The sequence below is a fragment of the Exiguobacterium sp. GL_137 genome (genome assembly GCF_057834585.1).
Window position 1 is genome coordinate 1,899,357 of the sequence record NZ_CM174406.1, and the last position, 15,097, is coordinate 1,914,453.

Consider the following 15,097-nt stretch of genomic DNA (forward strand, 5'->3'; position numbering starts at 1 on the left):
GTCTCACCCCTTTAGATTTCTTTCGTTGTCTTTGCCTCGATGATTTTTGTGACTACCTGCTGTTCAACCATTTGTTCTGCTTGTGCCAATGCCCGGCTGAATGCATAGGCATTACTTGAGCCGTGTGCTTTGATGACCGGAGCGGCAATCCCGAACAATCCGGCTCCGCCGTATTCTTCATAGGCAAGCAGTTGTTTCATTTTTTTCAGTTTCGGCTTTAGAATCAAGGCCGCAATTTTTGAACTGAACGAACTCATGAATTGTTCTTTCATGACGCCCATGATCATGCTGGCGGCACCCTCTGTACTCTTTAAGAGCGTATTTCCGGCAAATCCTTCCGTTACGATGACATCCACTTCACCGCTCATCGCTTCTCGCGCCTCAACGTTCCCGACAAAATGGATTGGAGCGGCCTCAAGCAGGGGATATGTCTCTTTCGTCAGTGCGTTCCCTTTACCGGCTTCTGATCCGATATTCAGCAACGCCACTTTTGGCTGTTTGATTCCTCTGACTTGTTCTGCGTAGACCGACCCCATGATCGCATAATCCAAAAGATGTTCTGCTTTTGCATCTGGATTGGCACCGACATCTAAGATGACGACCCCTTTTCCATTTCGTGTCGGGAAAGTCGGCGCTAATGCCGGACGGTCAATTCCTTCGATTCGACCGATCACGAACAATCCGGCTGTCATGAGTGCACCCGTGTTGCCTGCTGAAATCAAAGCATCTGCCTCTTTTGATTTCACCAGGTTTGCAGCCACCACGAGTGAGCTATCTTTCTTGCGACGGATTGCGCGGACCGGCTCGTCTTCCCCGGTAATGACGGATGCAGCGTGGACGATTTTCACACGTGGATCCTTGATGTCATACGAACGTAACTTTAATTCATCGCCGACCAACCGAATTTCAACCTGTTCCGTTGGACGTTCCGCTAAAAATTGGACGACTCCTTCTACGATGGCGCGTGGAGCATGATCTCCTCCCATTGCGTCTACTGCTAAAATCATCTTGACTCCTCCTTACTACTTCGATACACCGTAAATTCACCGATGAACACACACTCATCGCCGACAAAACTCTCGACGTTAATGTCCGATCGTCCATCTTGTCGATGCGAGCTGACGAATGCTTTCGCCACGACACGTTCACCAACGTGGACGGATCGCGTAAACTGGACATTGGCTTTTGTCGTCAAGGCCAGTTCATCATCAATCAGGGCGATTGCCAATGAGTTCGCTTGGGCAAACAAAATATGTCCGCGGGCGATCGCATTTCGGCTGAACGCGTGTTCCGGTAGGATTTCTAAAATCGAAATCGCCGATGTATCCAGTTTCAGGTCAATCATATCACCAATGACTTCATTTTCAGTCAATGTACGCACATCATCTAACCGTTCCGTCGCGACGTGTTTAATACGTTCACGTAGTTCCGGAATCTTCATTTCCATCCGGTCCAGACGAATCGTCTGGATACTGACGTTGAAATGAGTCGCTAATGCTTCATCCGTAATGAACGGATTTTGTTCAATTGTATGCTGTAATTCAGTTTGTCGCTCTTTTTTAGGTACCCGCATGTACGTTCCTCCCACAAGAAGGATGTCTACCATTATCACCTGGTACTAATAGTAGTATATATCCCTTGTTGTTCACTTTCAAGTATTATTCGATTCTTTCTCCGTCCAGCAGTCCCTGCTGTTCGATGTATTGCCGTAAAACTGCGTACTCCGGTTGTTGCCAAAAGGCATCGGAACGTAACAGACGAACTGCGTCGTTTCGTGCAGTCTCCATCACTTGGATGTCGAGTGCCGGATCCGTCAGCACGAATCGGGGCAATCCGCTTTGCTCGGTTCCAAAGAAGTTTCCGGCTCCGCGTAATTCCAAATCTTTTTCAGCCAACTTAAATCCGTCGTTTGTCTCTGTCATCGTTTTAATCCGTTCTTTTCCTGTGTCGGAAGACGGATCGGCAATCAGGATACAAAACGATTGGGCTGCTCCCCGCCCGACCCGACCACGTAACTGGTGCAATTGGGCCAAACCAAATCGTTCCGCGTCATAAATGACGATGATCGAGGCATTCGGGACGTTGACACCGACTTCGACGACGGTTGTCGAAACCAGGACTTGCACTTGATTTTCCTTAAAGGCTTGCATGACGTCGTCTTTTTCTGACGAACTGAGACGACCGTGCATCAATCCGACACGTTGCGTGGAAAACCGTTCTGTCAAAAGCAAATGCAGTTCGATTGCATTTTGAACATCAAGTGATTCAGATTCCTCAATCAGTGGCGTGATGACATACGCTTGATGACCGAGCAGTAACTCTTTTTCGACAAACCCAAAGACACGTTCCATTTGTTCCGGTTTTGCCCAATAAGTTTCAATTTCTTTTCTTCCTGCCGGCATCTCGTCAATGATTGAGACATCCATATCACCAAACACGGAAATCGCAAGTGTCCGTGGAATCGGTGTTGCCGTCATATAAAGAACATCCGCCTTCTCCGCTTTCGCCCGGAGACGTTTTCGTTGTTCGACACCAAACCGGTGCTGTTCATCCGTGATGACAAGATGAAGATCCTTAAAAATGACCGTATCTTGAATCAAGGCATGTGTCCCGACCAACACATCAATTTCCCCTTGCCTTAATGCTTCCAGTAGGAGCACCCGGTTTTTTCCTTTGACGGAGCTCGTCAGTAATCCTACTTTGATTCCCAGCGGCTCGAGCAATGGAGCCAGTGATGAAGCATGCTGTTCCGCTAAAATCTCTGTCGGCACCATCAATGCCCCTTGTTTATTGGCACGGACTGCAGTGAAGAGGGCGATAGCTGCCACTACCGTCTTCCCGCTTCCGACGTCCCCTTGGAGAAGCCGGTTCATCCGCTCCGGTCGATGCATGTCGGCTAAGATTTCTTCCGTCACACGTTGCTGTGCTCCCGTGAGCGGAAAAGGTAACGCTGCGATGAATTGGTCGATTTCTTGCTGGAACAACGGCAAAGCAAGACCTTGTCCCTTTCGTTTTCCGAGACGTAACGTCTGTAACTTCAGTTGGAAGTACAGGCATTCCTCATACACATAACTTCTCCGGGCGGTCGTCAAATCTTGCCGGGTCGTCGGGAAATGCAACCGACGCAACATCGTCATGCGATCAAGTAACCGGTACGTTTTGCGAATGTTATCCGGAACGCGTTCTTCGAGTGTTTCGCTTTCGGCAAAAGCCAGTTCGACAACCCGCCGGAATGTCTTCATCCGCATATCTCCTTTTAGCGAATAGACCGGCGTCAATTCCCCCTCAATCGCTCCGAATTGTAATTCCGTCGCCGAAATCGTCATTCGGTGTAAATCCCATTTGCCACTGACCGTCACTTCTTCGCCGAGTTTTAACTGATCTTTATAAAAAGCACGGTTGAACATCGTCACGGTGACGCTGTAACGGTCTTCGACAAGCAGACGGAATGTGAGCCGGTTTTTTCCTTTTCCATAATAACGGACAAGCGCTTCCGATTGAACCTGCCCCGTGAATTTCACTTTGTCTTCATGGATCGCTTCTGTCAGACTGCCGGTCACAAAATCGTCATAACGAAACGGGACGTGCTCAAGCACGTCCGCAATCGTCAGCATATCCATTTCTTCGAGTTTACGGGCTAAATCACGCCCTACTCCTTTTAGTGCAGTCACTTTACTTAATGGATTCATTCGAGAGTTCCCCAAAGATTTTTGATTCGAGCCAGCGTCCGGTCGGTGTGTTGGCAAGTCCGCCTTTGGCCGTCTCCCGTAAAGCGGATGGCATCATTTGACCGATTTCATACATCGCTCCGATGACTTCATCACACGGAATCCGTGACGTAATACCGGCTAACGCCATATCAGCTGCAACAAGCGCATTCGCTCCGCCCATGGCATTTCGTTTTACACACGGTACTTCGACAAGTCCGGCAACCGGATCACAGACGAGTCCGAGCATATTCTTAAGGGCGATTGCAAACGCATGGGCCGATTGATCGGGTGTGCCGCCCGCCATTTCAACGATTGCCGCCGCCGCCATTGCCGTTGCCGAACCGACTTCCGCCTGACATCCGCCCGCTGCGCCGGAAATAGACGCATTGTTCGCGACAACGAAGCCGAATGCTCCGGATGTAAACAAGAAACGTAGCATCTGTTCGCGACTCGGATTCAAACGTTCCCGAACTGCGAATAATGTTCCCGGGACGACGCCCGCACTACCAGCCGTCGGTGTTGCACAAATTTTGCCCATCGCGGCATTGACTTCATTCGTTCCAATCGCCTTGCTGACGGCATCTAACAACAGATCACCGGATAAGCCTTGACCGCTCGCCCGGTATCGTTGCAGCAAGACCGCATCGCCGCCGGTCAGACCGGTGACGGACTCGACGCCGTCCCCTGTCAACGAACGTTCGACCGCCGCTTCCATTACTTCGAGATTCCGTTCCATCATCCCGAGGACTTCATCCCGCTCGAGGTGCCTAACGGTCATTTCCTGTTCAATCATGATTTCTGAAATCGGTACATTTTTTTCAGTCGCCAGTGCGACGAGTTCTTTTACGGATTTAAACATCTCTTCACTCTCCCATCATGACAGAACGCTCGACTTGTGGTAACCGGTTGATTTCTTCAAGTACAGCAATCGGCATCCGGTCATCGATTTCTATGGCCATTAATGCCTGTTTACCTTTTTCATGACGCGATACTTCCATGTGTCCGATATTGATTTCATAATCGGCCAAAATACTTGTGACGGCTGCGATCGCACCAAAGCGGTCATGATGCAGGACGATCAAGGCCGGTCCACCGCCTGACAACTTTAACGGCACACCGTTCAACTCGGTAATCTCAATCGTTCCCCCGCCGATTGAAATACCCACGAGTTCAAACTCCGCCTGTCCATCCGTCAAATGAACGCGAGCCGTATTCGGATGGTCCGTCAACGCCTCACTTGTTTCAAAATGAATCCGGATCCCTTTTTGTTCCGCAATCTTAATCGATTCCGGAATCCGGTCGTCAAACGTGTCATAGCCAAGGACACCGCCGATAATGGCGACGTCCGTTCCGTGTCCCCGGTACGTGTCCGCAAATGATCCATAAAACGTAATCGTAATATCCGTCGGTTGTTCGCCAAACAGTTTCCCTGCCATTAATCCAATTCGCGCTGCCCCCGCTGTATGCGAACTGGATGGTCCGACCATAATCGGTCCGATGATATCAAATACACTTCGGTACTTCATCTTCTTTTTCCCCTCTCTTCCAACTAAACAAAAATCCCACCTCTATTATCGCAGATGGTGGGATGTGTGAAAAGGTACGTTCACGTTTTATATTATTCGACGCTCAGGATATACGAGTAGAGTGGCTGTTTGCCGTCATGCACTTCTACTTCCGCTTCCGGATTGATGGATTCGATGTAAGCAACAAGTTCGTCAACCTCTGCTTGCGCCACGCCTTCACCAAACAGGACTGTGATGATTTCATCTTCGTCCGTCACGAGTGTGTCAACGAGTTTCTTGACCGCACCGAGACTCGAACGATCCGTTGCGATGATTTGCTTTTCAGCAATCGCCATATGATCATCTTTTTTAATTTCGACACCATCGATACTCGTATCGCGGACGGCATATGTGACTTGACCAGATTTGACTGCTGCGATCGCATCCATCATATGACGTTCGTTTTCAGCGACTGTCGCTTCCGGATTGTAGACGATTGTCGCGGCAAGTCCTTGAGGAACTGTTTTCGATTTCACGACTGTCACACCACAAGAGGCCACTGATGCCGCTTGTTCGGCCGCCATGATGATGTTTGAGTTGTTCGGATAGACATAGACATGTTCCGCATGGGCATCTTCGATCGCTTTAACGATGTCTTCCGTTGACGGGTTCATCGTTTGTCCGCCTTCGATGACGACACTGACACCCAGTGATTTAAAGAGTTCGCTGATTCCTTCACCCATCGCTACCGTCACAAGTGCCGACTGCGCTTTTGCTTTCGTCGCGACTGGAGCTGCCACTTGATTGACGCCCTCTTCTTCAAGGATCGTCGAGTGCTGTTGACGCATGTTTTCGATCTTGACGGCAACGAGTTCACCAAAACGTTGACCTTTCGTGATGACTTCACCCGGTGTTTCGACGTGAACATGGACCTTCAGTAACTCTTCGTCTGCGACGACGAGTAATGAATCCCCGAATTCCGCGAGCTCATTCCGGAAGGTTTCTTCGCTAAATGGTGTTTTCGCCAGTTTATCGTCCTGGAAACGAACCATGATTTCCGTGCAGTAGCCGTAATGAATTTCTTCCGTCGACATGAAGCTTTGAGCCGATTTGTGATGCTCTGCTTCGACGAGTGCTTCCATGACCGGTGCATGCGGTTTTTCAAGTTCTTTCCCTTCAAGTGTCGCAAGGAATCCTTCATAAATACAAACAAGACCTTGACCACCGGAATCGACGACGCCGACTTCTTTAAGTACAGGTAACAAGTCTGGTGTGCCTTCAAGTGATACTTTTGACGCTTCAACGATACCGCGCATCAACTCAAGCAGATCGGTCGTTGATTCTGACTGGGCAATGGCTGCAACAGCTGTCTCGCGTGCTACTGTCAAAATCGTTCCCTCGACAGGTTTCATGACTGCTTTATACGCTGTGTCGACCCCTTTTTGCAGGGCATCTGCGAATTCCTTTGTATCAATCGCATCTTTTCCTTCGATTGATTTCGAGAAACCACGGAACAATTGGCTTAAGATAACGCCTGAGTTCCCGCGTGCTCCCATTAAAAGACCACGTGCAAAAACCGTGGCAACTTCTGAGACCGAGTCTGTCGTTGTTTTTGCGGCTTCTTTCGAACCCGATGTCATCGTCAAATTCATGTTTGTTCCCGTGTCACCGTCTGGGACCGGGAAAACGTTCAGCGAATCGACAAAATCCGCATTTTGATAGAGATTCGCTGCGCCATTCTGGATCATCTTGACCAGTTGCGCTCCTGTTAAACGATCTACGCTCACTAAAGTTTCCTCCTCTATTCCCGCCTTAGACATTCGTCAAGCGGACTCCTTGGACAAAAATATTCACAGATGTCACTTCTAAACCAAGTGCCTGGCTGAGTGAATATTTCACACGGCTCTGGACGTTGTTTGCGACTTCTGAGATTTTCGTACCGTAACTCACGATGATATGCATATCGATGTGAACTTGTTCTGATACCTGCCGCACGATGACACCACGGGCAAAGTTTTCGCGTTTCAGCAGTTCAGCCAGTCCGTCTTTGATTTGCGACTGGGATGCCATACCAACGACACCAAAACATTCCATCGCTGCTCCGCCTGCAAGTTGCGCAACGACATCATTGTCTACGTCAATTTTTCCATAAGTCGTTTTCATCTCGATCGCCACTTGAGTAGCCCCCTTTGTTAATTGTGTTCTTCTCATAATTCTACTATAAGGACCTACTATTGAAAAGTCGCCGTACTGACTATACAATGAATATGTGAAAAATAGTAGCGGTCAAATGAACTTTTACCATCATCCTCATTCATTATTTTAAATTTTGAGGTTGTCTGTCAAGTTTTTTTCTTGTCAGCTACTTTTTTTATGTTGCAACCGTCTTAACAGCATGCTAAGATAGCAAAGTGTCTATTAGGACGAACGCAAAACAACATAAAAGGAGGCGGAACACATGGCACGTAAATGCTACGTTACTGGGAAATCGCCGAAGTCGGGAAACAACCGTTCACACGCATTGAACAAAACGAAACGCACTTGGGGAATCAACGTACAAAAAGTACGTATCCTCGTTGACGGTAAACCTAAAAAGGTTTGGGTTTCAGCTCGAGCGCTCAAATCAGGTAAAGTCGAACGCGTATAAGGCGCAGTAACCGGATGGGAATCTTCCCTTCCGGTTCTTTTTTTGTTCTTTTTTTATTTTTCTTATAAACTAATTGTCTGAATAATTGAAAACGCTTACAATAAGTGAGCAGTTATTTTTTTCAAGGGGGAAGGGTCAACATGCAGTTAAAAAGAGAAATGACAAGCCGACATCTCTTCATGATTTCACTAGGAGGGATTATCGGTACGGGACTGTTCCTCGGTTCTGGATTGACGATTTCGCAAGCGGGACCGCTCGGGGCGGTTCTCAGTTACATCGTGGGTGGGACCATCATGTATCTGACGATGTTATGTTTAGGGGAGATGGCTGTCCATATGCCGGTCTCAGGATCTTTCCAAACGTATACGACACGGTTCATCGGACCGGGTATCGGATTTGCCGTCGGTTGGATTTACTGGCTCGGTTGGGCTGTCACGGTGGCGCTCGAAATCACGGCAGCCGGCAGTCTGATGGATCGATGGTTTCCGGATACACCAATCGTCATCTGGTGTGCGATTTTCACCGTCATTTTATTCGGTCTCAATGCGGTCTCCGCAAAAGCCTTCGGGGAGGCTGAGTTTTGGTTTTCGAGCCTGAAAGTCCTTGCCATTCTATTTTTCATCGTGCTCGGGGGAGCGGCTTGGTTTGGCTGGATTGATATGGCGGCAGCACGTCCGGAAAGTTTGTTCGCCAATTTTACTTCAAACGGATTATTCCCGAACGGCGCCCTGGGGGTATTGACGACGATGATTGCCGTCAACTTTGCGTTCCAAGGAACCGAATTGATTGGGGTTGCTGCCGGAGAATCAAACGATCCAGAAAAATCGATTCCAAAAGCAATCCGTAATACCGTCTGGCGGACGTTCATCTTCTTCGTCCTCTCGATTACGATTGTCGGCGCCTTGATTCCTTACGAAACAGCCGGCGGCATCAGCAGTCCGTTCATCATGGTATTTGATGCCATCGGAATTCCTTATGCAGCTGATTTAATGAACATCGTCGTGTTGACAGCCTTACTGTCGGTCGGGAACTCGGGGTTGTACGCTGCTACTCGGATGTTATGGTCGATGTCACAAGAAGGCATGATTTCGAAAAAACTTGCCATCGTCAACTCACGCGGAGTACCTATGCGCGCTTTGTGCTTTACGATGCTGTTTGCGATGTTATCACTATTGACTGCCTTTTTCGCGGAAGATACCGTCTTCATCTGGTTGTTGTCACTCGCCGGACTCGGTGCGCAAGTCGGTTGGATTTCGATTTCCGCTTCACAGATTGCCTTCCGTCGTCAATTCATCAAAGAGGGACATGCTGTCAGTGAATTGAAATTCAAGACTCCGTTCTTCCCGGTCTTGCCGATTATCTCGTTCTCTTTAAACATGCTTGTACTGATCAGCTTGGCATTCCAAGCGGATCAACGGATTGCGCTGTATATAGGCGTTCCATTCTTCCTCTTGACGTGGGCCTCTTACCACCTGTTCGTCAAAGGAAAACATATTGCGGCTCAAACTGAACGTCAGGCAGCCAGCTCGACATTAAAATCTTAAAAAACTACAAAAAACGTGATCGACTTTTAGGATATCCTAAAGCCGATCACGTTTTTTAGTGGTCTGACAAACTTCTTAAAGCAATCACTTCACCGGTATGCACCGTCACGTTCGCCACTCCGTGATGTGTCCATTCATTGCTGACGGTCAATGATCCGCCGACCGGCACGTCATGATTCGTCAACGGGTACTTGACCCCGCGGAGGGTCAGACATGTCGGAACGAGCGGGATGAAAGAGAGATAGTGAAATCTATCTGCCTCGATCTCATACGTCCCCGGCTGTAAGAAACGAACCTCTTCCCGCTTCGTCATCAAGCGGACTGCCGGAAATTGTTTTAGCAGATAGACGTTTTGAAGCGTCATATCAAGTCGTCCTCCGGTCGCACCGAATATTAACACTTCCGTTGCTTCATACTGTTGACTGACATGTCGTAAAGCCAGTTCCAAGTCGGTCTCATCCTTTTCAGCCGGATGGATGATCGCTCCTTCCGGTTTGTATCCGAGAGAATCAAAGTCCCCAATCGCCAAGTCAAAAGCGAAACCTTGCTGTGCCAACACGGTGACACCTCCGTCAACAGCGATGACAACCGTCTTCTCATCCATAAACGGTTTCAGGTACGGGATGTCTTCCGCCGGACCGGCCGCTACAATCACAACCCGCATCAGACACCCCGTGCTGAATAACGAAGAAGTCGTGGTGCTGTCGTAAACAGGAGTCCTGCGACAATACCACATAACAGATACGATGGAACCATATACGTCGCGTTATAGATCAACGAATACGGGACGACCGGACCTTCCGCATACTCAGCGAAGAACACGATTCCACTAATGACGTGACAGACATAACGGAAACCTGCACCAAGCAATGTCGCACCTAGTACAATCGCCATTAGACGGCCATTTTTCCCGGCTGCTGCTGCTTTTTTGACTTGCCGTGCGAACAGTCCGCTCAGCCCGACGACTCCAAACGCGATCGTATAATCGAGTAACGGCTGGACGACCGTCAGGATTTGTGGAGCGAACATCAGTTGAATCGTTCCGACGAGCGCTCCCGTCACGACCCCACCGACAACGCCGTGACGAAACGCCATGACGAAAATCGGTAACATCGCTAAACTAATTGAACCACCTTGCGGCATTTTAAATGGGATCAATAAATCGAACACCACACCAAGACTTGCAAAGATTGCAATTTCCATTAACATTTGTAGCCGTTTCATCCTTTTTTCCTCCTAAAAAATAAAATCGCAGGACGGCAAAAAGGCAGTACGACGAACGCCGTACTGCCTGCGTGCGCCACATCCCTACGTCCGTCTGAACGGAACAGGTTCGAAGGGTTAAAGTCCAATCACTTCTCTCAGCCGCTTGACGCGACACCCCTTGCGGTCATCATTTAATTTTGATTCTGCCCCTATTATACGTGAGCAGCATTCCGAATACTAGTGATTGCTTCTGAATAATCCGGTGCATTGTAGATAGCGGAACCTGCAACAAGTACGTTTGCCCCATTCTCAATACATAATTTTGCTGTTTCCGCATTAACTCCACCATCGATTTCAATCTCGAAGGATAGATTTTGTTCTGCTTTCATTGCAGCCAGTTGATTTAATTTCTTCATCACACCTGGAATGAACGCTTGTCCGCCGAATCCCGGATTGACCGTCATCAATAAGACCATGTCCACATCTTCAAGAACGTGTTCGATCGTCGACAGCGGCGTATGCGGGTTGAGTACTACTCCTGCTTTCGCTCCAGCTGCTTTGATTTGTTGCAACACACGATGGACATGATTCGTCGCCTCCACGTGGAAGGTTACGATATCAGCACCTGCTGCAACGAAGGATTCGACAAAGTTTTCCGGACGATCAATCATGAGATGGACGTCGAGAACCATATCTGTTTTTTGACGTAAACTGCTTAATACAGGGAGTCCAAAGGAAATGTTCGGAACAAATTGACCATCCATGACATCAAAATGGATATAATCGGCTCCCGCCGCTTCAACTGCTTTGACATCCCGCTCTAAATTTGCAAAATCTGCTGATAAGATTGATGGTGCGATTTTAATCATCTTAATACCTCCGCGTCCGATTCTTGATTTCCTCTACAAACATACCATAATTCGTATACCGGGAAGCCATGATTTCATGGGCCTCGACGGCTTGTTTAACGGCACAACCGGGCTCATTCAAGTGCAGACAGCCACGGTACTTGCATTCGTCCTGTAAAGCAACAAATTCAGGGAAACACCATCGTAACTCCTCGAGTTCCATTTCGTGCGGAAAATCGAGATTCGAAAATCCCGGGGTATCTGCAATTAAGCCTTCGCCAAGCGGGATCAATGTCACATGACGGGTCGTATGGCGTCCACGACCAAGTGCCTTCGAAATATGACTCGTTTCCAGTGCCAACGAAGGTTCCAAGGCATTCAACAACGAACTTTTCCCTACACCGGATTGTCCTGCCAGGACACTCGTTTTATCTTTTAACAACGGACGGACAGATTCGACTCCGGCCAATGTCTCACTTGAAGTTTCGATGACGTGATATCCGATGGTCCGGTAAGCGGCAATGGCTTCCAATACCCCTTGTTCGGCTTCACCTTGTAACAAGTCCATCTTCGTCAAGATGATGATCGGTTGAATTTCCTTTGCTTCAATCAACACTAAAAACCGGTCCAACAGATGGGCAGAAAAATCAGGTTCTGCTGCCGATACGACCAACAAAGCTTGATCGATATTGGCAACTGGTGGGCGGACCAAGAAATTTTGACGGTCTTTTACTTCCAGGATATATCCGGTCTCACTTTCGATGTGTAACACGACTTCATCGCCGACGACAGGGCTGATGCCCCGTTTTCTGAAATTACCGCGTGCCCGTGAACGGATTTCACCTTGAGGCGTCATGACATCATAAAAGCCACCCTGTAAACGGATAATCGTTCCATCCCGATTGTCTTCAATTCGATTTTCTGCCATCCTATGCCCTCCTTTGTCAGGATTAACGTCCTGCTCGTTATTCTTGTGATTTTGCCTGATTGTACGTAATCGTCTTCGCCCGGTAAACTTCGTCATCTTTATAAATCGTAATCTTGCCTTCTTCTCCCGGATCAATCGTCAATGGAACATCAAACGTTTCATCCTGATCAATCGATTCTTCGATGACGGTTCGTTTTCCTTTGGCATCTTCCGTCTCAATCCGGACGAGTTGACGTGGCGCAGGCTCCTCGTCTTCACTGACGCCATCATAGACTACTTTCTCGGGGAACGTCGCCGTGATGGTCTTTTCTTCCTCTCCGCGAGAAATAAAGACCGTTACCGAATCGTTCGGTTCGACTTGCGCACCGGCTTGCGGATATTGACGAATGACCTGATCGAGCGCGACCTCACTTGAGAACTCCTGTTCAAACGTTCCGTCCAGTCCCATCTCATCCAAATAAGCTTTTGCTTCAGCACTCGATAAGTCAGTCAAATCTTTCAGAACGAATACGGGTGATCCATTTGAGACCGTGATGGTAATCATCTGTTCTTTCGCGATGACTTCCGTTCCAGCTGAAATGGATTGCCGGATGACATTCCCACGTTTGATGTCTTCAGAGTCTTCCCGTTCGACATCCACTTTTTCAAAACCGCTGTCCTTTAAGATGGCGATCGCTTTTTTCTCTGTCTCATCTGAGACGTCCGGCACCTCGACCGGATCGCTTCCTGTCGAAACGATCAAATCCACCGTCGATCCTTTTTTAACCGTCGCCTGTTCACGCGGTGACTGACTGATGACGAACCCTTCTTCCACCGTATCACTTGAGCGTTCGGTCGATTCCACGATGAATCCCATTTTTTCAAGCTTCGTTTCCGCGTCGTCGGCATCTTTCCCCGTTACATCCGGAACGACGACCGTCGGGTCAGGCCACATGGCAAAAGTCGTTGCGGCTCCAGCCATTATGAATAACAACAATAAGATGATCCACCACGCACGTTTCTTTTTCTTTTCTGGTTTTGACATGACGGTAGCGACCTTCGGAACCGGTGCTGTGTGTTCGATGTCTGCTGTTGGCAGGGACACTGGACTGAGCACCATCGTTTTTTCCATCAAATCGTCACCGCGAATGCCTTCACTTGCCCGTTCAGCTGACATCGCGGTCACCATGTCTTCTTTGAAGGCAGCGACCGTTTGTTGCCGATCATGCGGCGCTTTCGAGAGAGCTTGCATGATGCAATTTTCTAAAGCTTGCGGCACAGCCGGATTTAACGAGGTCGGACGACGGGCAGTATCTTGCAGATGTTTCAGTGCGACAGCAACCGGTGAATCGCCTTCAAACGGAACTTGCCCCGTCACGAGTTCGTACAAAACGGCTCCCAGCGAATAAATATCTGATTTTTCATCCGCAAATTTTCCTTTTGCCTGTTCCGGCGAAAAGTAATGCACGGATCCGAGGACTGACATCGTGTGGGTCAGGGTCGCATTCGACATGGCGACCGCAATGCCGAAATCGGTCACCTTGACAGTCCCATCCTCACGGACCAGCATATTTTGCGGTTTGATATCGCGATGAATAATCCGGTGTGCATGGGCATGATCAATTGCATCACAAATTTGGCTGATGATGTCAATCGCTTTTGCGACCGGCAATGCTCGCCCTTCACAATACGTTTTCAGTGTCATGCCATCAATATATTCCATTACGATATAATAAATCGCTTCTTCTTCTCCTACGTCATAAACCGCGACGATGTTGGGATGATTTAAACTCGTCGCAGCATGTGCCTCTCGTTCAAATCGACGGATGAATTGTTCATCATGCGAAAACTCTGTACGTAAAATTTTGATTGCGACAGTTCGATTCAAGATTTCATCATATGCCTGATAAACGTTTGCCATCCCGCCATTTCCAACTAACCGTTCTATGCGGTAGCGGTCGTTCAATCGATCTCCGTAACGCATATTCAGATCCTCTCTCTTTCTTTAAAACGGATTGCAGCAATCGTAATGTTGTCTGCGCCTCCCCGGTCATTCGCCTCGGACACGAGATGTTCGACAATCGTATCGAGCGGTGCATCTTCTTGAAGCAACCGCTCGATGACTTCATGAGGCACCTCATCCGACAAGCCGTCGCTGCACACTAACACGATATCATAGTCCGGTGCATCCCGGACTTGAATGTCGACATCCACGGACTCGTTCGAACCGACGGATCGTGTAATGACATTACGACGGGGATGATTTTCAAGCTCTGCTTCCGATAATTCCCCTAATTGTTTGAGCATGTTGACATAGGAATGGTCATCCGTCAGCTGTTTTAATTGTCCTTCTTCCAGGGCATAGACGCGGCTGTCCCCTACGTGTCCAATGACAAGTAAATCATCCGACCAGCAGACACAGGCCATCGTCGTGCCGACAATCGACAAATTTTCGACTTGAGAAAAACGTTGAATCTGCGCATTGGCTTCTTTCACTAATCGTTCAATCCAGGAAGATAACTCCATCGGGCGGTTTGGCATATCTGCGTATGCTTCGGCAAAAATCTGCTTGACGATGGCACTCGCCGTTTCACCGGCTGCATGTCCCCCCATGCCGTCAGCGACGACAGCTAATCCTTGTGTCGCATCGCCTACCAATAAGACCGTGTCCTCATTTTTTGAACGGACCTTTCCAGTCGTCGTCAAATAAGCTAACTCCATACCCGTCCT

At 48.6% G+C, this 15,097-nt stretch carries 15 protein-coding genes and 1 riboswitch; of the genes, 2 read left to right on the forward strand and 13 right to left on the reverse strand.

Annotation, left to right across the window (positions count from 1 at the left end):
- Positions 1–11 precede the first annotated feature (11 nt).
- The 7 genes from plsX to AC3IRK_RS10130 all read right to left on the reverse strand — a co-directional run bounded on the left by plsX (position 12) and on the right by AC3IRK_RS10130 (position 7,390).
- Positions 12–1,007, reverse strand: a complete 996-nt coding sequence (gene plsX / locus AC3IRK_RS10100; RefSeq protein WP_131502604.1) for a phosphate acyltransferase PlsX — start codon at positions 1,005–1,007, stop codon at positions 12–14.
- On the reverse strand, positions 1,004–1,573 hold the full coding sequence (gene fapR / locus AC3IRK_RS10105; RefSeq protein ID WP_114595475.1) for a transcription factor FapR: 570 nt from the start codon (positions 1,571–1,573) through the stop codon (positions 1,004–1,006). The genes plsX and fapR overlap by 4 nt, the downstream gene beginning before the upstream one ends.
- Positions 1,574–1,658: 85 nt before the next feature.
- The gene (recG, locus tag AC3IRK_RS10110; RefSeq protein ID WP_131502605.1) at positions 1,659–3,689 is read right to left on the reverse strand and encodes an ATP-dependent DNA helicase RecG; all 2,031 of its coding nucleotides are present in this window, start codon (positions 3,687–3,689) and stop codon (positions 1,659–1,661) included.
- Positions 3,673–4,569 carry an L-serine ammonia-lyase, iron-sulfur-dependent, subunit alpha gene (sdaAA, locus tag AC3IRK_RS10115; RefSeq protein ID WP_026827977.1) on the reverse strand — a complete coding sequence of 299 codons (897 nt, stop codon included), beginning with the start codon at positions 4,567–4,569 and terminating at the stop codon, positions 3,673–3,675. Before sdaAA ends, recG begins: the two co-directional genes overlap by 17 nt.
- Before the next feature lie 4 nt (positions 4,570–4,573).
- Positions 4,574–5,236: an L-serine ammonia-lyase, iron-sulfur-dependent subunit beta gene (gene sdaAB / locus AC3IRK_RS10120; protein ID WP_131972502.1), complete on the reverse strand. Its 663-nt coding sequence runs from the start codon at positions 5,234–5,236 to the stop codon at positions 4,574–4,576.
- Between the two features lie 92 nt (positions 5,237–5,328).
- Positions 5,329–7,002, reverse strand: coding sequence for a DAK2 domain-containing protein (locus tag AC3IRK_RS10125; protein WP_370528937.1), 1,674 nt, complete (start codon positions 7,000–7,002; stop codon positions 5,329–5,331).
- Positions 7,003–7,027: 25 nt separating this feature from the next.
- The gene (locus AC3IRK_RS10130; RefSeq protein ID WP_026827974.1) at positions 7,028–7,390 is read right to left on the reverse strand and encodes an Asp23/Gls24 family envelope stress response protein; all 363 of its coding nucleotides are present in this window, start codon (positions 7,388–7,390) and stop codon (positions 7,028–7,030) included.
- Positions 7,391–7,673: 283 nt separating this feature from the next.
- Here AC3IRK_RS10130 and rpmB point away from each other — a divergent pair, with 283 nt between their 5' ends.
- Positions 7,674–7,862, forward strand: a complete 189-nt coding sequence (gene rpmB / locus AC3IRK_RS10135; RefSeq protein WP_012370787.1) for a 50S ribosomal protein L28 — start codon at positions 7,674–7,676, stop codon at positions 7,860–7,862.
- A gap of 140 nt (positions 7,863–8,002) precedes the next feature.
- Entirely contained in the window at positions 8,003–9,406 is a 1,404-nt protein-coding gene (locus tag AC3IRK_RS10140) for an amino acid permease (protein WP_131502608.1), read from the forward strand.
- A 55-nt stretch (positions 9,407–9,461) separates the two neighbouring features.
- On the opposite strand, the gene AC3IRK_RS10145 is transcribed toward AC3IRK_RS10140, so the two are convergent.
- From AC3IRK_RS10145 to AC3IRK_RS10170, 6 genes are all read right to left on the reverse strand, one after another.
- Positions 9,462–10,070, reverse strand: coding sequence for a thiamine diphosphokinase (locus AC3IRK_RS10145; RefSeq protein WP_489169925.1), 609 nt, complete (start codon positions 10,068–10,070; stop codon positions 9,462–9,464).
- Positions 10,070–10,630, reverse strand: coding sequence for an energy-coupled thiamine transporter ThiT (gene thiT / locus AC3IRK_RS10150; RefSeq protein WP_131502610.1), 561 nt, complete (start codon positions 10,628–10,630; stop codon positions 10,070–10,072). Before thiT ends, AC3IRK_RS10145 begins: the two co-directional genes overlap by 1 nt.
- Positions 10,631–10,694: 64 nt before the next feature.
- A riboswitch (TPP riboswitch) is annotated at positions 10,695–10,801 on the reverse strand.
- Positions 10,802–10,824: 23 nt separating this feature from the next.
- Positions 10,825–11,481, reverse strand: coding sequence for a ribulose-phosphate 3-epimerase (gene rpe / locus AC3IRK_RS10155; RefSeq protein WP_131502611.1), 657 nt, complete (start codon positions 11,479–11,481; stop codon positions 10,825–10,827).
- Position 11,482: 1 nt separating this feature from the next.
- Positions 11,483–12,388, reverse strand: a complete 906-nt coding sequence (rsgA, locus tag AC3IRK_RS10160; RefSeq protein ID WP_131972499.1) for a ribosome small subunit-dependent GTPase A — start codon at positions 12,386–12,388, stop codon at positions 11,483–11,485.
- A 37-nt stretch (positions 12,389–12,425) separates the two neighbouring features.
- A complete protein-coding gene (gene pknB / locus AC3IRK_RS10165) occupies positions 12,426–14,351 on the reverse strand; it encodes a Stk1 family PASTA domain-containing Ser/Thr kinase (protein WP_131502613.1) in 1,926 nt (641 codons plus the stop codon).
- 2 nt (positions 14,352–14,353) lie between these two features.
- Positions 14,354–15,088, reverse strand: coding sequence for a Stp1/IreP family PP2C-type Ser/Thr phosphatase (locus AC3IRK_RS10170; protein ID WP_131502614.1), 735 nt, complete (start codon positions 15,086–15,088; stop codon positions 14,354–14,356).
- Positions 15,089–15,097 lie beyond the last annotated feature (9 nt).